Origin of the sequence: Streptomyces sp. NPDC024017 (assembly GCF_040638895.1) — a bacterium.
Taxonomy (GTDB): Bacteria; Actinomycetota; Actinomycetes; order Streptomycetales; family Streptomycetaceae; genus Streptomyces.
On record NZ_JBEZYZ010000003.1, the window covers coordinates 536,053 to 558,008 of the forward strand.

Consider the following 21,956-nt stretch of genomic DNA (forward strand, 5'->3'; position numbering starts at 1 on the left):
CGTGTGCCTGCGACGACAGCGCACCACCCGACTCGGACGCCCGGGAGAACCCTGGGGAGTGTCCCCGGCGACCGGGTCGGGGTGGCGCGTTCCTACCTGACACCGGATGGCCGGTGGCACACCATCTGGCGCACCCTGGCGAACCCTGGCGAATAGTCGCCCGGCAAGTCTCCCCGGGCTACTGTCAACTCAGCCGAGAACCTGGGGGCTTGACGTGAGCGGACAACCCAACACCCGGCTCTCGGACCTGTTCGGCCTGGCCGGCTGGTCCAAGGGCGAACTCGCGAGGCTGGTCAACCGGCAGGCGGCGGCCATGGGCCATCCCCAGCTGTCGACCGACACCTCCCGGGTGCGGCGGTGGATCGACACGGGAGAGATCCCGCGCGATCCGGTGCCGCGGGTGCTGGCGGCTCTGTTCACCGAGCGTCTCGGCCGTGTCGTGACCATCGAGGACCTCGGTCTGGTCCGGCACGGGCGTGCGGGGAAACGGCAGGGCGGCGGGAGCGCCGATGCTCCCGACGGTGTGCCGTGGGCGCCCGAGCGGACTGCTGCGGTCCTCACCGAATTCACGGGAATGGACCTCATGCTCAACCGACGCGGCTTGGTGGGCGCGGGCGCCGCGCTCGCCGCGGGATCCGCACTCAGCAGCGCCATGTACGACTGGCTGCACACCGACCCTTCCTTGGCTGTCGACGGCCCCGACCTCGACCATCCCCTGCACGCCGACCCCGCTGGGTTCGACCGCTACGAGGCCGCCCCCATCGGGTCGCAGGAGATCGAGGAACTGGAGCGCTCGGTCGAGGTGTTCCGCGCCTGGGACGCGGCCCGCGGCGGCGGGCTCCAGCGCAAGGCAGTGGTGGGCCAGCTCAACGAGGTGGGCGGCATGCTCGCCTACCGTCACCCACCCCACCTCCAGCGGCGTCTGTGGGGCGTCGCCGCCAACCTAGCCGTCCTCGCGGGCTGGATGTCGCACGACGTCGGCCTGGAGCCCACGGCCCAGAAGTACTTCGTCATCGCCGCGCACGCGGCCAGAGAGGGCGGGGACCGGCCCCGTGCGGGCGAGGCACTCTCCCGCGCTGCCCGCCAGATGGTGCACCTGGGCAAGCCCGACGACGCCCTGGACCTGATGAAGCTCGCCACGTCCGGTTCCGGTGACGAGGTGCTGCCCCGTACCCGGGCGATGCTCTACACCATCGAGGCCTGGGCGCAGGCCTCCATGGGCAAGGGCCAGGCCATGCGCCGCACACTCGGGCGCGCGGAGGACCTGTTCGTCTCCGACAAGGCCGACGTGCCCCCGCCGGACTGGATGCAGACCTTCAAGGAGGAGGACCTCTACGGCATGCAGGCCCTGGCCTACCGCACGCTCGCCGAGTTCGAGCCGGGCGCGGCCGCCCATGCCCAGCACTACGCGGAGAAGGCGCTGGCCCTGCGGGTCGACGGCCGGCAGCGGTCGAAGATCTTCGACTACCTGTCGATGGCGTCGGCCTGCTTCATCGCAGACGACCCCGAACAGGCGGACCGGTACGCGCGACTGGCCCTGGTGTCGATGGGATCCAACTCCTCCCACCGCACCTGGGACCGGCTGCGCCAGATGTATCGCCTGACCGCCGAGTACTCCGGCTACCCGAAGATCCAGGAGCTGCGAGAGGAGATCAAGCTCGCCCTGCCGAAGACGAAGGGCAGGGGCGGCAACCGCGCACAGGCCTGAGATTCCTAAGACATGACCTTGGCGACGAGCACACAGGCGTTGTCCTCGCGCTCGCTCTCGCCGAACTCCTGGACCACGGTCCGTACGCAGTCCTCTGCCGTGCGGTTCCCGGCCAGACGGGGTGCGAGGCCGAGGAGGAGGTTCGCGGCCGCCGATCCGGTGTGCCCGGGTACCAGCCCGTCGGTGTGCAGGAGCAGCAGGTCGCCGACCTCGAGCGTCTCTTCGGCCTGCCCGTAGACGGCACCCGAGGTGGCGCCGAGCAGGACGCCGTCCGGTGCGTTCAGCGCGCGTCCCGTCCCGTCGCGGAACAGCAGCGGGGCGGGGTGTCCGGCCTGCGCCCACATCAGGGTGCGGGTCGCGGGCCGGTAGCGGCAGCAGACGGCGCTGCCCAGGGCGGGTTGCACGGTGGCGTCGAGTAACTGGTTCAGCCAGGCCATCAACGGCCCCGGCTGGGCACCGGCCATCGCCATGCCGCGCACCGCACCGAGCAGCATGGTCATGTTCGAGGTGACGCCGACTCCTTGGCCGGTGAGATCGCCGACGCTGAGGAGCGTCTCGCCGTCGGTCAGTTCGAGTGCGTCGTACCAGTCGCCGCCGATGAGTGTCTGCGTGGACGCCGGCAGGTGCCGGGACGCGAGGTCGAGGGTCCGGGGGCCGCGGTGCGGGAGCCGCAGGGAGCCGCGCCACGGCGGCAGCACGGCCTCCTGCAGCTCGACCGCGAGCCGGTGCTCGCTTCGCGCCGCCTCCTGCCGGTGGTGGAGCGAGTCACGGGTCTCGCTCACCGCCCGCTGGCTGCGGCGCAGTTCGCTGACGTCGCGCAGGACCGCCCACATCGAGGCGGTGCTGCCGTCAGTGTCGAGCACCGGTTCGCCCATCATGTGCACGGTCCGTACGTCGCCGCCCCGGCGGGCGATGCGGAACTCGCCGTCGATGGGCCGGGCGTCGACGAGGCAGTTGGTGACCATCGCCGTCAGCTTCGGCCGGTCCTCGTCCACGACGAGCGACGGCAGCTCGTCGAGGGTGAGCGGGGGAGCGGCCGGGTCGCGGCCCAGGATCTGGAAGAGCTCCCCGGACCAACTGGCCTCGTCCGTCAGCAGGTTCCACTCGGCGCTGCCGACCCGGCTGAGCAGGGAGCCCTGCGAGGGTGCCGGAGGTTCAGGGGTCGCCGTGGGCAGGGGGCCGTCCCGCAGCTGGGCCAGGTGCTCGTCGAGGTCGTTGAGCTGGTGCAGGGCCAGGTCGCACAGGGCGCGCTGCCAGCGTTCGCGCGGGTGGTCCGATCCCTCTCCCGCGGCGTCGCGGCGCACCGCGTCCACATCGCCCTTGAGCCGCCGCGTCTGCGATATGAGCGCGTCGACCGAGCCGCGTCCGGGCGGCTGGCCGGCGGGGCGGTCCGCGGAGAGGTGGGACGGCATGACGCACTCCGATGCGGGACGGTACGACCAAGGCGGACGGAGGGACCGTTACGACTGTTGCACAGCCCGCGACGCCCTGTAAGGGATTCGGCAACACACGATACGGTGGTGCTTCTGGCATATGCCACAGTCTCACGGAGTTACTCCGAGGTAGGTGCGGAGTGCGCCACTCGGAGATCCAAGTCGTAGATTACACAGGGCATTTGACGATCCGTCGGGGTGGCGGAGGCAGGCTGCTTCGGGTGTTCGACGGCCCTGTGTTCGAGCCTCGTCGGGCAGGTGCTCCAGGGCCGTCGAGTGCCTCCCGGGGGAGGCAGGCCGGTGCTCCGGTCAGTACCGCAGCACCCCGGCCATGCCGTCCGCCTCCCCGAGCGTGCCGTCCGGTACGAAGCGGACGTCGGCTCCGGTCTCCAGGCACTGCTCGACGATCTCGTCCACGATGTCCTCGCGTGAGTCGAGGTCGCCGCTCTCGGCGAGGATCAGATGGTCCCCGGCGGCACGGACGGTCACGCGGTAGTTCTCCTCGACGGCCAGCAGCCGGACGCGGCCGTCCCGGGCGCTCTGCCACAGCTCGTCGACGCCGGCGGCGAACTCCCGCCGCCCGCGGGCCGTTTCGAGGGCGCGGGTCACGGCGTCCGTGCTCCTGCGGGCCTCCGCCTCGACCACCGGACGCACGGCCTGCCACACGACCTCGGGGGTCCCGTGCGCGAGCCCGCCGTGCGGGATGTGCACCGCACTCCGGGCCGTGCTGCCGACCTCGTCCAGCAGGGAGAGGGCGGCCGGCTCGCCGGTGACGTACAGCTGTCTCGGGTGGTCGCGCAGCACGGCGCTCATCGCGGTGTCGGCCTCGCGGAGGAACTGGCGGGTGCGTTCCTCCCGGAAGGCGCTCGGCGTGTCGCCGATCTGCTGCTGCCGTTCCGGGTCGAAGTTCTCCACGCGCCGGGTCAGCGGGAAGCCGCCGATCCGAGCCCCGGAGACCCGGTCGACGCCGCCGTTCCAGAGCACGGCGCGGTCCGCGGCGAGGGACAGGACCCAGAAGGGTCGCCCGGCCGTCTGGGCGGAGACGAGGTTGCGGGTGAGGAAGGTGTCCGAGAGCACCACGCGTTCGGGTACGGGCCTGGCCAGTGACCACACCTGGTGCTCGCCCGGAGCGGCGAAGATCGCCAGGCCGTCCTCGGCGTGTGTCAGGTCGACCTCGGCCATGGCCCGGTCGAGGTGCCCGGCGACCTCGGTGCGTCGCTCGCGAGTGACGGCCGGATCGGCCTCCAGCTGCCTCTTGGCCTCGGCCACCACGTTGCGCAGCCGGACCTGGTCCTGGGCGTTGTAGGGATCGCGCCGGTGTGTCGGCGTCAGCACGGAGACCGCGGGGTAGGGGCGCGGGCGCCGCAGCTCGGCAAGGGTCGCGGGACTCAGAACGTGCTCCATGACAGAACGATAGAGCGAATTCGCCATTGGGGCATTCGGGGCATCCGGTCTCATTCGTCGTCGCGGTCGGAGCCGCAGGAGCTGCCGTCGGGAGGGAGCGTTCCGTACAGCAGGAAGGCGTCGACCTTGCTGTGCACGCACTTGGAGGAGCCGTAGCCGGTGTGGCCCTCGCCCCGGTTGTCGAGCACCACGGCCGACGATCCGAGCCGCCTGGCCGTCTCCACCGTCCAGCGGTACGGGGTGGCCGGGTCTCCCCGGGTGCCGACGAGCAGCATTTTCGGCGTGTCGACGTGCTTGACGTCGTCGCGGATGTAGTCGGTGCCCTTGGGGCGGCCGTAGCACATCAGCACCTGGGTGAGCCGGTACCGGCCGAAGACCGGAGACGCCTGCTCGTAGCGGGCGCGCAGCCGGCCGAGGTCCTTGGTGACCTGCGCGGCGGCGGGGCGGTCGGGATCGTCCGCGCAGTTGACCGCCATCAGCGCCGCCGGCAGGTTGTCGAGGGGCACGTCCGCCGGGTCGGTGAGTCCGGCGTGCGGGCCGCGTCGCAGCGGGAGGGTGAAGCCCCCGGACAGGAAGGTCTCCAGGCCGCGGGTGTCGCCGTCCTCGAGCAGCTGGCCGATGGCCCGCTGCAGCGAGGGCCACAGCTCCCTGCTGTAGAGACCCTGCCCGAGGGCGCCCGCGAAGTCCTGGCCGGAGAACGCCTCGCCGAAGTCGGTCGGCAGTGGGTCCTTGTCGAGCGACTCGACCACCTGTACGACGTGTTCCCGGGCCTCGCGCGGATTCCGTCCGAACGGGCAGGCGATGTCCTCGGTGCACCAGGTCAGGAAGTTCTCCAGCGCGGTCTGCTGCCCTTGGGCGCTCACCACACCCTGGTCGGCCAGCGGCTCGGTCAGCGTGTCGACGCCGTCCAGCACCATCCTGCCGACCTTCTCGGGGTACTGGGCCGCGTACACCGCACCGAGTCGGCTTCCGTAGGAGAAGCCCAGATAGTTGAGCTTGTCGTCGCCGAGCGCGTCGCGCATGACGTCCAGGTCGCGGGCGGCGTTGACCGTGCCGATGTGGGGCAGGACCGGGCCCGAGTGCTCGGTGCACTCGGCCGCCGCCGCGCGCAGCTCCTCGAGCACGGCCCCGGGATCGGCCGCATCGGCATTGCCGTCCGTCGCGTCCAGGGCGTTGTCCGAGGCGTTTCCGCAGCTGACCGGCGAGGAACGGCCGACGCCGCGGGGGTCGAAGGAGACGACGTCGTAGCCGTTGGTCAGGCCCATGAAGTCCTTGGCGCCCACGGCGAGTTGGGCCACGCCCTGGCCGCCCGGGCCGCCGAAGTTCAGCAGGACCGAGCCCCGGGACTCGCCCGTGGCCCGGTAGCGGGCGACGGCGAGGTCGAGGGTGCCCTTCCCGGGCTCGGCGTAGTCGAGCGGGACGGTGACCTTCCCGCACTGGAGGTCCTTCGGCATGTCCGTGCCCTCGCACCGGGACCATGTGACCTTCTGGTCGTAGAAGCGCGTGACGCCGGGCGGAGGGCTGTCGGCGGCCGGCAGCGCCGTGCCCAGCAGGGCCAGCCCGGCCGTGCCGGTGACCGCGCAGCGTCGTATCGAGGGGCGCGTGGACAGCTTGGCCAGCATCGATGCCTCCAGGGACGCGGGGCGCCCCGCAGCGGACCGGGATCGGCGCCCTCGCTCACCTTAAGCGGGCCCCGGAAGCCGCGCCTCCGGGCGGGCGGGGCCGGGCGACGCGCCGGATCCTGCGCGGATCGCCCCGCTGTGAGGCCCGCATACGAAGGGCTTTACCGCTAGTTCGACAACCGGGCCGCTCGATGGAGTGAAAGGCCGATCAGCCATAACTAGGACCGGGCGCCCCGCGTTCTACCCGGTGCGGGCGAGTGCCCGTGACGATGTCTGGAAGGCAGGGGTCCCATGAGACGGGTTACCCGAAACGGAGTGATCGCCGTCGCCGCCGCCTCGGGCGCGATGGCCGTGACCGTCCCCGCGTACGCCGGTTCCGGTGCGGACGGCTCGACGGCCGGTTCGCCCGGGGTGGTCTCCGGCAACACCGTCCAGCTGCCGGTGCACGTTCCGGTGAACGTGTGCGGGAACACCGTGAACGTGGTGGGGCTCCTGAACCCCGCCGCCGGCAACAGCTGCGAGAACGAGGACGACGGGAGGGCCCGGCCGGGCAGGTCCGGCGGCGCGGTCGCCGAGGGCGGCGGAGAAGATTCACCGGGCGTGATCTCCGGCAACGGCGTGCAGCTTCCGGTCGACCTCCCGGTCAATGTCACGGGCAACTCGGTGAACGTGGTCGGCATCGGCAACGCGTCGACCGGCAACGAGTCCTCGAACACCCCCGGCGACCCTCGCCCGGCCCGTCCCCAGCAGCCGCCGAAGCCGCTCCCGAAGCCGACCCCGCCACCCCGGCCGAACCCGGCTCCCGAACCCGCCCCGCCCACCGCCCGGCACGCCACCACCGGCGCCCTGGCCCACACGGGCATGGACCACACCCTCCAGGCCGTCGCGGCGAGCGCGGCACTGGTCGCCGGGGGAGTGGTGCTGCGCCGGAGGTACCGCCCGGGCTCGGACGGCTGACACACACGGGAGACGGGCTACACCGCCTCCGCCACCCCCGTGAGCAGCACCATCCCCGAGTCGCCGTAGTCCGGCAGGGTCGGGTCCACGTCGATGTGGGTCACGTCCAGGTCCCGGGTCAGGGGCGTGAAGACCTCCGTGACCGCCGCCGGGTTCACCGGGCAGCCCGGCCAGCGGGAGGCCGGGCCGATGCGGTACGTCGGCATGTTCTCCATGAACGCGGCGATCAGATAGCCGCCCGGCCGGGCGGTGCGGACGAAGGTGCGGCAGAAGTCGGCGAACTCGGTGAAGTCCTCTGTGACGCTCTCGGCGACGAAATGCATGGAGGCGAGTTCGTACGTGCCCGGTGGCAGGGTCCGGACGTCGGCGTGGACGATGTTCACCGGCGCCAGCGCCCCGGCCAGTGTGGGGGGCACGTCGGGGTTGAGCCGACGGCACAGCGCGTGGAAGGGCAGCCAGCTCGCGTCGAGACGGTGGCAGATCTGGTCCTCGAGGTAGGCGACATTGCTCGCCCCGGCCTCCACGGCGTCGATCCTGCGGCACGCGGCGGACGCGAGGATCAGCGGGTACAGGTTGGGGCCCGCCCCGAATTCCACCGAGCGGGCGATCCTGCCGGGGCGAAGGTTCCGGTAGAACGCGGAGTGGTGCGCGATGACCGCCGCGTCCGACGCGTGCACCTCGCGGTAGTTCTCCGCGAGGTAGTCGGCGACCGGCCAGCGGTCCCAGTCCACGTCGTCGTTGTGCGTCGTCATGGCCGTCTAGCCCTTCAGCCGCAGCGGGAAGCGTTCGGACAACCGGTTCAGAGTCCCGTTCAGGTGATCGATGTCGTCGTCGGAGTTGAGGGCGGTGAGCTGGACGCGGAAACCCACCCGGTCACGCGGGACCAGCGGGTAGGAGGCCAGTGTCACGTACACGCCCTCCTTCCACAGAAACGCGGCGACGGCGTCCAGGTCCGCGGGGTTGGCCAGCGGCACCTCCACGATCGGCAGCCGGTCCGTGTTGAGGGTGCTCACCCCCATGCCCTCCAGGTGGTCCAGCACGCGGACCGTCTTGCGGTACAGGTCGGCCCGGATCGCGTCGCCCCGGCGCTCGTTGACTTCCATACCGGCCAGCGCGGTCGCCAGTGATGCCGTCGGTGACGGCCCCGAGTACAGATAGGGCGCCGCCGCGGTCTTCAGCCGGTTCTTGAGCTCCGGCGGCAGCGCGAGGAACGCCAGCAGCGACGAGTACGCTTTCGAGAAGCCGCCGGCCAGCACGATCCCCTCGTACGACTCCCCGGTGTGCCGCACCACGCAGTTGCCGCGCGTGCCGTACGGGCACGTCTCGCCCGGCCCGCGCTCCCCGATCACCCCGAAGCCGTGCGCGTCGTCGACGTACAGCGTCGCCCCCTGGCTGCGGCACACCGCCGCCAGCGCCGGCAGGTCGGGGATGTTGCCGCTCATGCTGTTGACGCCGTCCATGCACACCAGCCGAGGTGTCCCCGTCGGCACCCCGGCCAGCAGGGCGCGCAGTTCGTCGAGCCGCTCGGCGTGGAAGCGGTGCAGGGTCGCGCCCTGCGCACGGGCCACCACGCAGCCGTCGTAGACCGTGCGGTGTGCGGTCGCCTCCACGAACACGTGGCCGTCCTCGACCAGCGCCGGGATCACCGACGAGTGGACCAGCGTCAGCGTGGGCAGCAGCAGCGTGTCCGGCGCGCCCAGCAGCGCGGCGAGCCGCTCCTCGATGTCGGGGTACAGGCGTGGACTGCCCAGCAGCCGCGACCAGCTGGGGTGCGTGCCCCAGCGGCGCACGGCGGGGTCGATGGACTCCATGATCTCCGGGTCCCAGTCGAAGCCCAGGTAGTTGCACGACGCGAAGTCGATCAGCCAGTGGTCGCCGCTGCGGATGTGACGCCCGCGCACCTCGTCGAGGACCGCGTCGCTCATCGGACTGGTGCGCCGCAGATGCTCCAGGTCCGCCCAGCGCGCCTCCCGGCGTCCCCGGGGGGCGGTGTCCACACGCGGCCGTCGCGTCCGGGGGGCCGCGAAGGGCTGGACACTCGGCTCCTGCAGCACGTGTGCGCTCTGCTCCACCGTCATCGGCCGGGCGAACAGGAACCCCTGCCCGAACCGGCACCCCATCTCGGCCAGCAGATCCCGCTGCGCCGTGTTCTCGATGCCCTCGGCGATGACCTGCAGGCCCAGGGTGTCGGCGATCCGCACGATCCCCTCGACCAGGGCCACCTGCTGGGCATCGCGCGCGATGTCGTCGATGAACGACTTGTCGATCTTCAGCACGTCGATGGGGAAGTCCTGCAGATAGCGCAGCGAGGAGAACCCGGTGCCGAAGTCGTCGACCGCGATGTGCACGCCGAGCTGCTTCAGCGTGTGCAGCACCGTCTGGAGGCGGTCGTCGCGGTGCAGCAGCACCGTCTCCGTCATCTCCAACTGCAGCGACCCCGGTTCCAGACCCGGCGTGCTCAGCACCTGCCCGACCTGCTCGATGAACCCGGCATCGCGGAACTGGCGGGCGGAGACGTTCACACTCACGTACGGCGGACGGGCGGGCCCCGGCAGCTGCTGCAGACCGGCGATGTCGTTGACCGCGTTCTCCAGCACCCACGATCCCAGGGGCGAGATGTGCCCCGTCTCCTCGGCCAGGCTGATGAACTGGGACGGCGCGACCGGCCGGCGCTCGTGCGGCCAGCGGACCAGGGCCTCGAACCCGACGACCTCGCCCGCGGTGATGTCCACGACCGGCTGGTAGCGCAGCGCGAACGATTTGTCGGCGACCGCCTGGGCCAGCTCGGACTGCAGATCGTGCCGCTCGACCATACGGCTGCGCAGCAGCGGCTTGAAGCGGCGCCACTGCCGCTTGCCCGCCGCCTTCGCCGCGTACAGCGCGAGGTCGGCGTGGCCGAGCAGTTCCTCGGCGTCGGTACTGTCGCGTGCCGTGGCCACGCCCACGCTGGCGGACACCGGCACCGACTCGTCGGCCAGGTCGAAGGGCCGGCCCAGCGTCTGGATCACCTGGGCTGCCAGAAGTTCGGCGTCGAGCGGCTGCTTGGCGTCCTCCATCAGCACCGCGAACTCGTCCCCGCCCAGCCGGGCCGCGGTGTCGGTGCGCCGCAGCGTCCGGGCCAGCCGGTCGCCGACCGCGATCAGCAGTTGGTCGCCCGCGCTGTGTCCCATCGTGTCGTTGACCAGCTTGAAGTCGTCCAGGTCGATGAAGAGCAGACAGGTGAGGGTCGACTCGCGGCGGCCGCGCAGCAGGGCGCGCTCCATCCGCTCCAGCAGCAGTGTCCGGTTGGGCAGACCGGTCAGCGAGTCGTGGAACGCCCGCTGCGTCAGCTCCTGCTCCAGCCGTCGCTGCTCGGTCACGTCCCGCAGGGTCACCACCAGTCCGGACACGGTCCGCTCGTCCCGGAAATCGCTGAACCGGACCTCCACCTCGACGCGCCCGTCCGGGCGGCGCACCCACCAGTGGTCGTGTCCCGCCCGCGAGCCCCTCTCCCGTACCGCGGCGAGTCCCCGGGCGGCCCGCTCCCGGTCGGCCGGGTCCACCAGCTCCGACAGCAACCCGCCGATGAGATCGTCGGTGCCGAACACGGACCGTGCGGACGGGCTGGCGTACCGGATGGTGTTGTCGTCCTCGAGGATCAGGATGACGTCGGAGGTGTTGCGGACGAGGGTGCGGAAGTACGCCTCGCTCTCCCGGCGGACGACCTCCTGGCGCAGTGTGACGCGCACCAGGGCCAGGCCCGCGTGTGACGCCAGGATCTCCAGGGAGCCCCAGGTCTCCTGCAGCTGCCGTTCGGGTGCGGCGATCAGCAGGACGCCCGGGACCGTTCCGCCCGGGCGGTCCGGCTGGGTCATGGGGCACACCAGCACGGACGGCAGACCGTCCAGCCCTGCGGCGATGTCCGGGTCGAGGTCGGCCGGGCTGACCAGACGAGTGCCGTGGGCGCCGAGGTCCGCCGAACGCTCCTTCGGCAGCAGCATGGTCCGGTGCGGTACGTCCGGGCCCATCAGGTGGTCGACCGCCGCACGGCAGGACTGGTCGACCTCCTCCTGCCGGAAGGCGGAGACCAGCGACGCGGCGGCTCCCCGCAGGGCCAGCTCCCGCGTCACCGCGTGGCGATGTGCCACGACCATCCCCGCCAGCCGGAGGATCACCAGCAGGAACAGCATGCCCGAGAAGGCCGCGATCACGGCGGCGTCCCGGGTCTCGCCGCTCACCCCCTCCCAGAGCAGGATCCCCGGCGCGATGAGTGTGGCCAAGGCGAGCATGACCAGCCGGCGCGGCGGCGGAAGCAGCGACTCCCGCTGTCGCACGGAAGCCGTCAGCTCGACCATGGAGGGATGCAGCGCTGCCAGGCCCCAGGCGGTGTAGAAGGCGACCCAGCCGAGATCCAGCAGGCTGCCGGTCTGCCACACGTCGTTCAACTGCAGGATGCCGTAGGCGATGTCGGTGACGAGCAGTGTCACCGTGCCGAAGACCAGCAGGCGTACGGCGCGATTGGAACCGTCGACCGGGCTGGGGGTGAGCAGCCGGACCAGCAGTGCCAGCACGAGGATGTCACCGAGGGGGTAGGCGATGCTGATGGCGCGCTGCTGCCAGGTCAGGCCCTGCAGGACGGTCAGCGGCTGCACCAGGTACACCCACACGGGCAGCGCGAGGCCGGCGGTGACGATCAGCGCGTCGAGCAGGCTCGGCAGGTCGCGGTCGGCCCACCGGTGCCGCACCAGCCCGGACAGGCCGATCGCGATGAGCGGGTACATGGCGAGGTAGCAGGCGTCGGCCGGGGACGGGAACGGGTTGGAGACTCCCAGGTACTGCTCCATCACGTAGTAGTACGTGTCGCCCACGATGAAGATGAACAAGCCGCCGGCCAGGACCCACCAGGGCCACTGGTGGGCGGGCCGGTGGTGGCGCGTGCCGATCAGGATGGCGGCGACACCGGCCAGCCCCATCACGGCCCACATCACGGGGACCATCACCGGGACGGTCATGTACACGATGGTGACGACCGCAACCAGGGCGATGTAGACGGCCATGAGCCGACGTGCCGGCAGCGAGGACATGTGCCTCCCCCCGTCGGGGAGAACAGGGCGTACGCCTGGTCTACACCCGGTCCAGTTGAAATCGATCGTAGGTTCGTCCGAGCGGCCCTGCATCTCGGGCGGGCGTTCCGCCGGGACGGGCCCGGCACTCTCGGCCCGGGGCGCCCCCTGTCTCAGTCGCGTCCGCGATGGAACCTGATGTGCAACTCCCGTACCTGTTGAGTCAGTTCGGGTACCGGGCCGTCCACGGCTACACCGGGTGCTACCTCGTGTACGGGGAGTGTCCGCACCGGCGGTGCGGGGACACCCAACTCGCCCAGCCAGGCGCCGAGTTGCTCCGACGAGGCGACGTAGACGATGCGGCCGAGGCCGACCCAGGCGTGCGCGGCCGCGCACATCGGGCAGTGCTCGCCGGAGGTGTAGACCGTGGCCGCCGCCCGTTCCTCGGGCGTGAGGTGCGCCGCCGACCAGCGCGCCAGCTCGAACTCGGGGTGGCGGGTGCGATCGCCCGAGGCCACCCGGTTGTGGTCCTCGCCGAGGACGGTGCCGTCCCCGCCCACCAGGACCGAACCGAACGGTTCGTCCCCGGCCTCCAGGGCCTCGGCCGCGAGTTCCACGCAGCGGCGCAGATGCGGCAGTTCCGTGTCCTTCACGACCATGGGGGCCGGCCTTTCCCGTGACGATGTGATCAACAGGACCCTATGGCGCCGGCGCACCGGGGGAAAGGAACGGGGCCGGGGGCCCAGGGGTGCCGCTGTCCCGGAAAACCCTTTGCCGTCCGGCCCGGCGGCTGCTGAAGTCTGCCCATGGATCATGCCGAGCTGCTCGCCCTGTTCGACCGCGACCTGCGTGCGGGAGCGCGGCCGGACGGTCCAGGCGCCCGTGTCGAGCGGACCGGCGGCGTCGTTCGCCAGGTCGCCTCCGCGCAGGGCTGGAACGGCGTCGTGTGGTCCGCCCTCGACGAGGCCGGAGCGGATGCCGCGATCGCCGGGCAGATCGACCACTACACCGGGCTCGGCCTCGACTTCGAGTGGAAGCTGTACGGGCACGACCGGCCGGCGGACCTCGGGCGGCGGCTGCGCGCGGCCGGGTTCGTCCCCGAGCCGGAGGAGACGCTGATGATCGGCCGGGTCGGCGATCTCGCCCTCGCCGCCTCGCCGCCCGAGGGCGTCCGGGTCGTGCCGGTCACCGACCCGGCGGGCGTCGATCTCGTGGCGGCCGTCCACGAGCAGGCGTTCGGCGCGGACAGCTCCTGGCTGCGCCACCAGCTCCTTGCCCGGCTGTCGGCCGACCCGGACACCGTCGTCGCCGTCGTGGCGATGGCCGGGGACGAGCCGGTCAGCGCGGCCCGTATGGAACTCGTACCCGGCACGCCCTTCGCCGGCCTGTGGGGCGGCGGGACCGTCCAGGGCTGGCGTGGCCGCGGCATCTACCGCACCCTGGTCGCCCACCGTGCCCATGCCGCCGCCGCCCGCGGCTACCGCTACCTCCAGGTCGACGCCTCCAGCCAGAGCCGGCCGATCCTGGAACACCTCGGCTTCGTGCCGCTGACGACCACGACGCCGTACGTGTACACGTCCTAGCCGCTGCACGTCCTGGCCGCGCGGCGGGCGGATGCAGCATCCGCCCGGATGCGATGTCACATCCGCGCCCGCCCGATCCGTCGCATGGTCATGACGACGAACGACAGGAACCAGAGCATCCTCCTGGCCGGCGCGAGCGGTGTCCTCGGCGGGCACATCACCCACGCCCTGACCGAGGCGGGCCACAAGGTCACCGGTCTCGGCCGGAGCGGGGAGAACGGCATCCGGGCCGACCTCATGGACCGTGACGCGCTGCTGCGCGCCGTCGACGGGCGCCACTTCGACACCGTGATCCACGCCGCGACCGCCCTGCGCAAGCCCCCCATGCGTGACCGCGACATGTACGCCACCGACGCGCTGCGCACCCAGGGCACGGCCCACCTCGTCGAGGCCGCCCGTGCCACCGGGGCCCGCCGCTTCATCGTGGAGTCCATGGTCTTCGGGTACGGCTACGGCGACCACGGCGACCGCCCGCTCACCGAGGACGACCCCTTCGGCCCGCCCGGCGGCACACCGCGGCGGGAACGGCACATCGCGGCCATGCGGACCAAGGAGCGGCTCGCCTTCGAGTCGCCGGCGCTGGAGGGCATCGCGCTGCGCTTCGGCCTGTTCTACGGCCCCGGCGGCACCGACGCCCTGCTGCCTCTGCTGCGCAGGCGACAGCTCCCCGTGCCCGGCGACCGGGGCCGCGTGCTGCCGTGGGTGGAGCTCACCGACGCCGCCCGCGCGGTGGTCGCCGCCGTGGAGCGTGGCAGGCCGGGGCAGGCCTACAACATCGCGGACGCCACCCCGATGGGCTTCCGCACCCACGTCGAGGCCGTGGCCCGGGCGTTCGGACTGCCGAAGCCGATGACCGTGCCGCTGTGGCTGATGAAACCCATGTCGTACGCGCACACCATGATGTCGTCCCGGCTCCGTGTGTCCTGCGCCAAGGCGGAACGCGAACTCGGCTGGAGGCCGCTCTACGCGTCGAGCGGTGAGGGGCTCGCCGCGATGCGGTCGGCGAGCCGGTCCTGAGGTCCGCGCGGCCTGAGACGGCAGCACGGCCCGGGATGTGTGCGGTGCCTGCGGCTGTTGGGCGGCGCGGACATGAACGGGCCGGTCCGGGGCGCGGACCGGCCTTCGGCTCCCTTCCGGCGGGCGCTACGGCCTGGACGAGGCCTTCGCCGCCGTTCCGGCGCACACCAGCCCCAGGATCACGGCCAGTGCACCGATGATGATGTTGTTCCACACGACACCGGCGTCCGGGCTTTCACCGACGACCCACGGCGAGATGACCAGCCACACCCCGAGGGCACACATGGCCCAGCTCAGGCCGTACATGCGCTCCGGAGCGCGAGTGAACCCGAGCGCCAGCAGGCCGATCGCGATACCCATGATCAGGTTGTGGGCCACGAGCGCCGGCTGGCTGGTCGTGTAGTGGACTATCCACGGGGAGGCGGCGCAGTACAGACCGAGCAGGAACACCGGTCCGTCCACGAGCGCCACATCGCGGCCGCCGAGCACGCGGGCGTACCGATCCCGCATCTCGGAGGCATCGGGGTGGCTGGTTATGTCACCCCTGGTGGGCGAGACGTTGGCCATGACTCGTCTCCTTCATGGTGCAGGGCGACCGCGTCTGGAGGGGTATGCGGTAAGCGCCGCGTAAGTAGCATTCTGCTCTTACTTTTCCTTTATGTGTAGGGGTCTGCGGGGGATGCGGGACCTACCCGGCGGTACATGTCCGGGCGGATCGGGGGCATCCGGATGTGTACGACAGCGACCGATCGACGTCGCCCGGCGGGCGGCGCGGGACAGGGGAGGGCAGCGGACGTGACTGCGGCCATCAGCGCGAAGGTGTTGGAACGGTTCCCGGCGGGGTCTCCGCGCGGATCGTGGCCCGCGGAGGAGTACGCGGCGCGCCGCCGCGCCGAGGGCGAGCCCGCCACGGTCGTGATGGACCTGGAGTCGGACGCCTTCCTCGTGGTCGTTCCGGCGGACGAAGGCTGAGATCCGGCACACGCCCGTGCAGCGACGGAGCGCGCGCCAGGCCGTGCCGAACCGAGGGCGCGCGCATGCCTTTCCCGGGCGCCTTTCGTGAAATGCCCGGTCCGGGATACGAGATGAGCCGCGCATTCCTTGACGGCCCTCGACTTCCACTGCCACGATCCATGGCATGACCATGCGACTGGAGCTCACGCGGCGACGCCACGTCGACCTCGCACGCGTCTCCAGCGCTTCCTGTCGCGCCGCAGCCTGAGTCTCCCGGCTCGCCGCTTCCTCACACCGCCGTATCCGCCGTCGGCCGACAGTTGTCGTCTCGACGGAACGCCCCGTGCGTACGGAACGCCCCGTGCGGTGAATTCTCCTCACCCCTGAATTCGGTGCTCCGGCGCGCCCGTTCTCCTATGGTGTCCCCGAATTCGGCGGTGCCCCGCGCAGTCGCGCCTTCTCCCGGAAAGAGAACCCATGGCCACCGTCCTGTCCGTATCCGGCAGCCCCTCCGCCTCGTCCCGCACCAGCCGACTGCTCCGCCACCTGGACAAGCGGCTGGCCGCCCAGGGCCATGACGTGATCCCGCTCGACGTCCGCACGATCCCCGCCGAGGCGCTGCTCGGCGCGGACTTCCGTCACCCCGCGATCGTCGAGGCCACCGAGCTGTTCGCGCGGGCCGACGGCGTCGTCGTCGGCACACCCGTCTACAAGGCGTCCTACTCCGGTGTCCTGAAGGCCCTGCTGGACCTGCTCCCGCAGTACGCCCTCGCCGGCAAGACCGTGCTGCCGCTCGCCACCGGCGGCAGCGTCGCCCACGTCCTGGCCATCGACTACGCCCTGCGCCCGGTGCTCAACTCCATGGGCGCGGCCCACATCGTGCAGGGCTGGTTCACTCTCGACAAGGACATCACCGTGCAGGACGACGGCTCCCTGACCGTCGCGCCGGCCGCCACCGAGGCACTCGGCCAGGTGGTCGACCAGTTCTCCGCCGCGCTCGGCCGCACCCCGCTGCTGGCCGTGGCGGGCTGACAGTCGCCGCCAAAGATCAACCCTGGAGCCGGACTTGGGCGTCCTGGTCACCGAGGGGGCAGTCCCGCCCTCTCGGTGACCAGGAGGCACACACCCATGAAGCAGCGCGTCGCACGCACCGTCTCGATCGCCCTGGCCGTGGCGCTGTCCGCCGGCACGGCGGCACTCGCCCCGGCAGCGCAGGCAGCGGAACCGAAACACGGCCACGAGGCGACCCGGACCGCGTTACGCGCTCTGGTCGAGCAGGGGGGCCTCCCCGGAGTGGCGGCCAAGGTCCGTGACGAAAAGGGGAGTTGGTTCGGGCAGTCCGGATACGCGGACACCGGCACGGGCCGCAAACGGTCGGCCGGCGAGCACTTCCGCGGGGCCAGCATCACCAAGCCGTTCGTCGCGACCGTCCTGCTCCAGCTGGATGCGGAAGGCAGACTGGACCTGGACGACACGGTCGAGCGATGGCTGCCCGGCCTGCTGCGCGGCAACGGCTACGACGGCGGCAAGGTGACGCTGCGGCAACTGCTCAACCACACCAGCGGCATCGCCAACTACAACGACGACCCCGATTTCAGCCACGCCACCACAGGGCTCGGCTTCCCGGAGCACCGGTACGACACGTACACACCCGAGGAACTCGTGGCGATCGCCCTGAAGACCCCTGCGCAGCCCGACCCGGAGAGCCGGCCGTCGTACTCCAACACCAACTTCGTCCTCGCGGGAATGGTCGTCGAGAAGGCCACGGGCCACTCGTACGCGCAGGAGATCACCCGCCGCATCATCCGGCCGCTGAAGCTGCGCGGGACATCGTTCCCCGGCACATCACCCCACATGCCGAAGCCCCACCCCGTCGGCTACTCCCGGCTCGACCAGGACGCCACCCCGGACGCCGAGATCCACGACGCCACCGAACAGAACATGACCTGGCTCGGCGCGGCCGGCGACGTCATCTCCACCAGCGGCGACCTCAACCGCTTCCAACGGGCCCTCGTGAAGGGCGAGTTGCTGCCACCGCAGCAGACGAAGGAGATGTTCGAGGAGGTCCCGGCCGGGCACGGCCTCGGGTACGGACTCGGTGTCGAGTTCGCGCAGTTGTCCTGCGGGGTGAAGGTGGTGGGCAAGAGCGGTTCCACGAACGGCTCCCTGTCCGCGATGGTCGGCACCCAGGACGGCGAGCACCAGCTCACGTTCAACGTCAACGGCGACTGGCTCCAGGACTCCTCCCTGTACGTCAACGTCGTCGAAGCGGAGTTCTGCGGCCGGATCCCGGCGCGGACGGACCAGGCGCCCGCCGTGCCCCGCCTCGGCTAACCCGAAGCCAGCGAGCCGAGGTGCGTCCTGCGGGCCTCGGCCGTCTGGCCCTGCACCAACAGGAACATCCCCTCGCGCGCCAGCCGCTGCGCCCGGCTGTCCAGGGACATGGACCGGCCGCCCCCGGCCACGATCGCCGCGGTCGTGGCCGCGCGCAGGAGGTCGTGCGCGCGTGTCTTCACGGCCAGTCGCTGCGGAACGGAGTCGTGCGGGGCGGGCCGATCGGCCAGGGCGTAGGCCTCCCGGCGCACTTCGTCGAGCCGGGCCCGCAGCGACCGGGCCGTCTCCCGGCCGTCCGGGGTCTGCGCCACCAGGTCCAGCGCCGCGTACGCCACCCCGAACACGGCCGGACTGGCGTTGGCGGCCCGGGGCAGGTCGACCAGGGCGAACTCCGCCTGCGACGTGCGCAGCACGACGGCCTCCTCCGGCACCCGCAGGCCGTCCAGTTCCAGGGACACCGTGCGGGCGGCGGTGAGGGCCGCGAGCCGCATCGGTGCCGACGGTGTCAGCCCCGGCTGCTCGCGGGCCTCGGCGAACGCGAACACCACCTCGGCCGCGTCCGTCACCCCGGCCAGCAGCATCACGTCGTTGAGACCCCAGCCCGTGTACCAGGGCACCCGGCCCTCGAACCGCCAGCCGCCCTCCTCGGGAACGGCCCGCACGGGCACCCGGGGGAAGGCACGGACATGGGCGAAGGCGATGCCCGCCATCAGCTCGCCGGTCGCCAGGGGACGCAGCAGCTTCTCCCGGACGGGCGAGTCGTGGGTGGCGAGCAGCTTCACCGGTGTGTGGTGCTGTGTCTGCACGAACCATGTGGAGCAGCACGCCCCGGCCAGGATCTCCGCGGTCTCCCGCGCCACGGCCACGGGCGCGTCGGCCCCGCCGTACTCCTGCGGCGCGACCACCCCCAGCAGCCCCGCCCGCTTCACCGCGTCGACATGACTCGCGGGCACACCCTCCTGGTCGACGCGCTCGGCCTGCGGGACGAGCAGATCGCGCGCCAGTCGTTGTACGCCGGTGACGAGGGGATGGGGTGTGGTGGTCATGGGAGGAATTCTCGCGGTCGGGCGGCGCGGGGTGTCGATCCGGGGCTGTGTCGTTCGTGTAGGAGGTGCGGGGACACCCGGACGACGTCAGGCCAAGGAGGCCGTCATGAAGTACTACCTGCTGAGCGTGATGCAGCCGGTCGGCGGTATGCCCGACCCCGACACCCTCGAGGAGATCGGCAGGAACCTCGACGCCTTCCATCAGGAGCTGCGCGAGGCGGACGCCTGGGTCTTCGCCGGAGGGCTGCACGGCCCGGACTCCTCCACGGTGCTGCGACCCGGCGACGGCGATGTCCTGATCACCGACGGGCCGTACGCCGAGGGCAAGGAGATGCTCGGCGGCATCTGCCTCGTCAAGGCACCCGATCTGGACGCCGCCCTGGAGTGGGGGCGCAAGGCGGCCCTGGCCACGACCCTGCCGATCGAGGTCCGTCCCTTCATGGGAGACGCCGACTGATGGACGTGGACGTCGAGGCGGTCTTCCGCGCGGAGTACGGCCGCGCGGTCGCCGTCCTCGTCCGCTTCCTCGGCGACATCGACCTCGCCGAGGAAGCGGTCCAGGACGCCTTCACCGCGGCGGTTCGGCGCTGGCCGGAGACCGGCGTCCCGCCGAGCCCGGCCGGGTGGATCATCACGACCGCCCGGAACAGCGCCGTCGACCGCCTGCGCCGCGAGGCGTCCCGGCCGGCCCGGCACGCCGAGGCCGCCCTGCTGCACACCCCCGACGCACCGCCCGAGGAGGGCCCCGTGCGCGACGACCGGCTCCGCCTGATCTTCACCTGCTGCCACCCCGCGCTGGCCCTCCAGGCCCGGGTCGCCCTGACCCTGCGGCTGCTGGGCGGCCTCACCACGGCGCAGATCGCGCGCGCCTTCCTCGTGCCCGAGCCGACCATGGCCCAGCGGCTCGTCCGCGCCAAGGCGAAGATCCGCAACGCCGGGATCCCTTACCGGGTGCCCCGCGACGCGGATCTGCCCGACCGGCTCGGCGGGGTCCTGGCCGTCGTCTATCTGGTCTTCAACCAGGGGTACGAGGGTTCGCCCGAGCTGTGCGGCGAAGCCGTACGGCTCGGGCGGCTGCTGGCGGAACTCATGCCCGACGAGCCCGAGGTGACCGGCCTGCTCGCGCTGATGCTCCTCGTCGAGTCCCGCCGGGACGCCCGCGGGAGCGACCGGGGCGAACTGGTGCCGCTGCCCGAGCAGGACCGCGCTCGCTGGGACCGCGACCTGATCCGCGAGGGCCAGGAGCTCGTTCGCCGCTGCCTGCGCCGGAACCGGCCCGGGCCCTACCAGATCCAGGCCGCCGTCCAGGCCGTCCACAGCGACGCGCCGACCGCGGAGGCCACCGACTGGGCGCAGATCCGGCGGCTGTACGACCAGCTCATGACCATCGCCCCGAGCCCGGTCGTGGCGCTGAACCGGGCCGTCGCCCTGGCCGAGACCGAGGGCCCCGGGCCGGCCCTCACGCTCGTGGACGCCCTCGACCTCGACGGCTACCACGTCCTCCACGCCGTCCGTGCCGACCTGCTGCGCCGTCTGGGCCGCGACACCGAGGCGGTACGGGCGTACGACAGGGCCGTCGCGCTCGCCGAGAACCCGGCGCAACGCGCGTTCCTCGAGCGTCGCAGGAGAGCATTCGCACGGCACCGGCCGGACGGTCCGTGAAGACCGGCCGGGCCACTCGTCAGGACCGCGAGGCGGGCAGGTCCAGCTCCGTGAGGACGTCGAAGTCGAGCCCGTCGGCCCGCGCCAGGTAGATCCGCTGGCGCACATGGGCGTCCCGCAGGTGCAGCAGCCCGCGCGGGCCCTCGTACGACACCGCCCCCGCTCCCGCCGCCGCGCCGATCGCCGAGACGTCCAGCGTCCCGGCCCTCTTCAGCAGTGCGGCCAGCAGCAGCACACCCTCGTAGCAGGACTCGCCGAGGCTGCCGAGGGCGGGGGCCTGGACGCCGTAGCGGGCGGCGTACTGGCCGTGGAAGTCGAGGGTGTCGCGATTGGCCAGCGAGGCGAAGAACCCGGCCGTGCTGTACAGGTCGTCGGTGGCCGCCGGGCCGCTCGCCACCAGCATGTTCTCGTCCATCAGGGTGCTCAGCCGCAGACAGCGCGCGTGCAGGCCGTATGCCGCGAACGCCCGGTTGAAGCGCACCGCGTCACTGCCGACGAGCAGCATCAGCACCGCGTCGGCGTCCGAGCGTTCGACGCGGCGCAGCACCGGCTCGAAGTCGTGGGTGCCCAGCGGGAGATAGGCCTCACCGGCGACGCACCCGCCGCGGTCCCGGGCGTAGTGGCGGGCCGAGCGGGCCGTGTGCCGCGGCCACACATAGTCGTTGCCCACCACGAACCAGCGCCGCACCCCGCGTTCGCGTGCCAGCAGATCCATCGCCGGCCGGAGCTGGTCGCGCGGGGTCTCGCTCGTCAGGAACACCCCCGCCGTGTCCTCCCCGCCCTCGTACAGCGCGGTGTACACGTACGGGACGCGGTGCGCGATCCGCGGCGCCAGCGCCTGCCGTACGGAGGAGATGTGCCAGCCGGTGACGCCCTGCACGGCACCCAGGTCCACCAGCGCCTCGACCTCGTCGGCGATCTCGTGCGGCGCGCCCGCGCCGTCGACCGGCACCAGCCGGAGCTCTCTGCCGAGCACGCCGCCGTCCCGGTTGACCTCCTCGGCGGCCAGCCGCGCGCACAGCTCACAGGTGGGCCCGAAGATCCCGGCAGGCCCCTGGAGGGGGAAGACGAGGGCCACGCCGAGCACGGAGTCGTCGGCCGTGAACCACTCGGGCCCGGAAAGGTCGTGCCGGAACATGGCGTCATGATTCCGGCTCCACCGGACGAACTCCAGTGCGTCTCCTACGATGGACA

General features: G+C 71.8%; 19 protein-coding genes. 10 read left to right on the plus strand and 9 right to left on the minus strand.

From position 1 onward, the window contains the following. The first annotated feature begins 214 nt into the window (after window positions 1-214). Window positions 215-1,708: a hypothetical protein gene (locus AB0G20_RS10755; protein ID WP_361299022.1), complete on the plus strand. Its 1,494-nt coding sequence runs from the start codon at window positions 215-217 to the stop codon at window positions 1,706-1,708. A gap of 5 nt (window positions 1,709-1,713) precedes the next feature. Here AB0G20_RS10755 and AB0G20_RS10760 read toward each other — a convergent pair whose 3' ends face one another. From AB0G20_RS10760 to AB0G20_RS10770, 3 genes are all read right to left on the minus strand, one after another. Then, window positions 1,714-3,120 carry a SpoIIE family protein phosphatase gene (locus tag AB0G20_RS10760; protein WP_361299025.1) on the minus strand — a complete coding sequence of 469 codons (1,407 nt, stop codon included), beginning with the start codon at window positions 3,118-3,120 and terminating at the stop codon, window positions 1,714-1,716. A 330-nt stretch (window positions 3,121-3,450) separates the two neighbouring features. After that, the gene (locus AB0G20_RS10765; protein ID WP_361299028.1) at window positions 3,451-4,545 is read right to left on the minus strand and encodes a chemotaxis protein; all 1,095 of its coding nucleotides are present in this window, start codon (window positions 4,543-4,545) and stop codon (window positions 3,451-3,453) included. 50 nt (window positions 4,546-4,595) lie between these two features. Next, window positions 4,596-6,167 (minus strand): alpha/beta hydrolase, encoded by a 1,572-nt coding sequence (locus tag AB0G20_RS10770; protein WP_361299031.1) that lies wholly within the window; start codon window positions 6,165-6,167, stop codon window positions 4,596-4,598. A gap of 291 nt (window positions 6,168-6,458) precedes the next feature. On the opposite strand from AB0G20_RS10770, the gene AB0G20_RS10775 reads away from it, so the two are divergent. After that, window positions 6,459-7,124, plus strand: a complete 666-nt coding sequence (locus AB0G20_RS10775; protein ID WP_361299034.1) for a chaplin — start codon at window positions 6,459-6,461, stop codon at window positions 7,122-7,124. A gap of 17 nt (window positions 7,125-7,141) precedes the next feature. Here AB0G20_RS10775 and AB0G20_RS10780 read toward each other — a convergent pair whose 3' ends face one another. The 3 genes from AB0G20_RS10780 to AB0G20_RS10790 all read right to left on the minus strand — a co-directional run bounded on the left by AB0G20_RS10780 (window position 7,142) and on the right by AB0G20_RS10790 (window position 12,825). Beyond that, window positions 7,142-7,876 carry a class I SAM-dependent methyltransferase gene (locus AB0G20_RS10780; protein WP_361299037.1) on the minus strand — a complete coding sequence of 245 codons (735 nt, stop codon included), beginning with the start codon at window positions 7,874-7,876 and terminating at the stop codon, window positions 7,142-7,144. 6 nt (window positions 7,877-7,882) lie between these two features. After that, window positions 7,883-12,160, minus strand: coding sequence for an aminotransferase class I/II-fold pyridoxal phosphate-dependent enzyme (locus AB0G20_RS10785; RefSeq protein ID WP_361299395.1), 4,278 nt, complete (start codon window positions 12,158-12,160; stop codon window positions 7,883-7,885). Window positions 12,161-12,339: 179 nt separating this feature from the next. Beyond that, the gene (locus AB0G20_RS10790) at window positions 12,340-12,825 is read right to left on the minus strand and encodes a nucleoside deaminase (protein ID WP_361299040.1); all 486 of its coding nucleotides are present in this window, start codon (window positions 12,823-12,825) and stop codon (window positions 12,340-12,342) included. A gap of 147 nt (window positions 12,826-12,972) precedes the next feature. Between AB0G20_RS10790 and AB0G20_RS10795 the strand changes: the two genes are divergently transcribed. Then, on the plus strand, window positions 12,973-13,749 hold the full coding sequence (locus AB0G20_RS10795) for a GNAT family N-acetyltransferase (RefSeq protein WP_361299043.1): 777 nt from the start codon (window positions 12,973-12,975) through the stop codon (window positions 13,747-13,749). Between the two features lie 90 nt (window positions 13,750-13,839). Further along, entirely contained in the window at window positions 13,840-14,766 is a 927-nt protein-coding gene (locus tag AB0G20_RS10800; protein WP_361299046.1) for an NAD(P)-dependent oxidoreductase, read from the plus strand. 126 nt (window positions 14,767-14,892) lie between these two features. Here AB0G20_RS10800 and AB0G20_RS10805 read toward each other — a convergent pair whose 3' ends face one another. Next, entirely contained in the window at window positions 14,893-15,333 is a 441-nt protein-coding gene (locus tag AB0G20_RS10805; RefSeq protein ID WP_361299049.1) for an SPW repeat protein, read from the minus strand. 228 nt (window positions 15,334-15,561) lie between these two features. Between AB0G20_RS10805 and AB0G20_RS10810 the strand changes: the two genes are divergently transcribed. The 4 genes from AB0G20_RS10810 to AB0G20_RS10825 all read left to right on the plus strand — a co-directional run bounded on the left by AB0G20_RS10810 (window position 15,562) and on the right by AB0G20_RS10825 (window position 18,054). Then, window positions 15,562-15,738: a hypothetical protein gene (locus tag AB0G20_RS10810; protein ID WP_248509719.1), complete on the plus strand. Its 177-nt coding sequence runs from the start codon at window positions 15,562-15,564 to the stop codon at window positions 15,736-15,738. Window positions 15,739-15,910: 172 nt separating this feature from the next. Beyond that, on the plus strand, window positions 15,911-15,988 hold the full coding sequence (locus tag AB0G20_RS10815) for a putative leader peptide (RefSeq protein WP_361299398.1): 78 nt from the start codon (window positions 15,911-15,913) through the stop codon (window positions 15,986-15,988). A 209-nt stretch (window positions 15,989-16,197) separates the two neighbouring features. After that, a complete protein-coding gene (gene ssuE, locus AB0G20_RS10820) occupies window positions 16,198-16,752 on the plus strand; it encodes an NADPH-dependent FMN reductase (protein ID WP_361299053.1) in 555 nt (184 codons plus the stop codon). Between the two features lie 96 nt (window positions 16,753-16,848). Further along, entirely contained in the window at window positions 16,849-18,054 is a 1,206-nt protein-coding gene (locus AB0G20_RS10825; RefSeq protein WP_361299056.1) for a serine hydrolase domain-containing protein, read from the plus strand. Here the strand turns inward: AB0G20_RS10825 and AB0G20_RS10830 are convergent. After that, the gene (locus tag AB0G20_RS10830; RefSeq protein ID WP_361299059.1) at window positions 18,051-19,100 is read right to left on the minus strand and encodes an acyl-CoA dehydrogenase family protein; all 1,050 of its coding nucleotides are present in this window, start codon (window positions 19,098-19,100) and stop codon (window positions 18,051-18,053) included. The two genes, AB0G20_RS10825 and AB0G20_RS10830, sit on opposite strands and share 4 nt — an antisense overlap. A 106-nt stretch (window positions 19,101-19,206) precedes the next feature. Between AB0G20_RS10830 and AB0G20_RS10835 the strand changes: the two genes are divergently transcribed. Continuing rightward, the gene (locus tag AB0G20_RS10835) at window positions 19,207-19,557 is read left to right on the plus strand and encodes a YciI family protein (protein ID WP_361299062.1); all 351 of its coding nucleotides are present in this window, start codon (window positions 19,207-19,209) and stop codon (window positions 19,555-19,557) included. Continuing rightward, window positions 19,557-20,762 carry an RNA polymerase sigma factor gene (locus AB0G20_RS10840; protein ID WP_361299065.1) on the plus strand — a complete coding sequence of 402 codons (1,206 nt, stop codon included), beginning with the start codon at window positions 19,557-19,559 and terminating at the stop codon, window positions 20,760-20,762. The genes AB0G20_RS10835 and AB0G20_RS10840 overlap by 1 nt, the downstream gene beginning before the upstream one ends. A 19-nt stretch (window positions 20,763-20,781) precedes the next feature. On the opposite strand, the gene AB0G20_RS10845 is transcribed toward AB0G20_RS10840, so the two are convergent. Continuing rightward, a complete protein-coding gene (locus AB0G20_RS10845) occupies window positions 20,782-21,900 on the minus strand; it encodes a substrate-binding domain-containing protein (RefSeq protein WP_361299068.1) in 1,119 nt (372 codons plus the stop codon). Window positions 21,901-21,956: the final 56 nt, after the last annotated feature.

Excerpts from the sequence above, each read along its gene's own strand:
- AB0G20_RS10760 (WP_361299025.1), bottom strand. The coding sequence starts at position 3,120 with ATGCCGTCCCACCTCTCCGCGGACCGCCCCGCCGGCCAGCCGCCCGGA.
- AB0G20_RS10765 (WP_361299028.1), bottom strand. The coding sequence starts at position 4,545 with ATGGAGCACGTTCTGAGTCCCGCGACCCTTGCCGAGCTGCGGCGCCCG.
- AB0G20_RS10770 (WP_361299031.1), bottom strand. The coding sequence starts at position 6,167 with ATGCTGGCCAAGCTGTCCACGCGCCCCTCGATACGACGCTGCGCGGTC.
- AB0G20_RS10775 (WP_361299034.1), top strand. The coding sequence starts at position 6,459 with ATGAGACGGGTTACCCGAAACGGAGTGATCGCCGTCGCCGCCGCCTCG.
- AB0G20_RS10780 (WP_361299037.1), bottom strand. The coding sequence starts at position 7,876 with ATGACGACGCACAACGACGACGTGGACTGGGACCGCTGGCCGGTCGCC.
- AB0G20_RS10785 (WP_361299395.1), bottom strand. The coding sequence starts at position 12,160 with ATGGCCGTCTACATCGCCCTGGTTGCGGTCGTCACCATCGTGTACATG.
- AB0G20_RS10790 (WP_361299040.1), bottom strand. The coding sequence starts at position 12,825 with ATGGTCGTGAAGGACACGGAACTGCCGCATCTGCGCCGCTGCGTGGAA.
- AB0G20_RS10795 (WP_361299043.1), top strand. The coding sequence starts at position 12,973 with ATGGATCATGCCGAGCTGCTCGCCCTGTTCGACCGCGACCTGCGTGCG.
- AB0G20_RS10800 (WP_361299046.1), top strand. The coding sequence starts at position 13,840 with ATGACGACGAACGACAGGAACCAGAGCATCCTCCTGGCCGGCGCGAGC.
- AB0G20_RS10805 (WP_361299049.1), bottom strand. The coding sequence starts at position 15,333 with ATGGCCAACGTCTCGCCCACCAGGGGTGACATAACCAGCCACCCCGAT.
- AB0G20_RS10815 (WP_361299398.1), top strand. The coding sequence starts at position 15,911 with ATGCGACTGGAGCTCACGCGGCGACGCCACGTCGACCTCGCACGCGTC.
- ssuE (WP_361299053.1), top strand. The coding sequence starts at position 16,198 with ATGGCCACCGTCCTGTCCGTATCCGGCAGCCCCTCCGCCTCGTCCCGC.
- AB0G20_RS10825 (WP_361299056.1), top strand. The coding sequence starts at position 16,849 with ATGAAGCAGCGCGTCGCACGCACCGTCTCGATCGCCCTGGCCGTGGCG.
- AB0G20_RS10830 (WP_361299059.1), bottom strand. The coding sequence starts at position 19,100 with ATGACCACCACACCCCATCCCCTCGTCACCGGCGTACAACGACTGGCG.
- AB0G20_RS10835 (WP_361299062.1), top strand. The coding sequence starts at position 19,207 with ATGAAGTACTACCTGCTGAGCGTGATGCAGCCGGTCGGCGGTATGCCC.
- AB0G20_RS10840 (WP_361299065.1), top strand. The coding sequence starts at position 19,557 with ATGGACGTGGACGTCGAGGCGGTCTTCCGCGCGGAGTACGGCCGCGCG.
- AB0G20_RS10845 (WP_361299068.1), bottom strand. The coding sequence starts at position 21,900 with ATGTTCCGGCACGACCTTTCCGGGCCCGAGTGGTTCACGGCCGACGAC.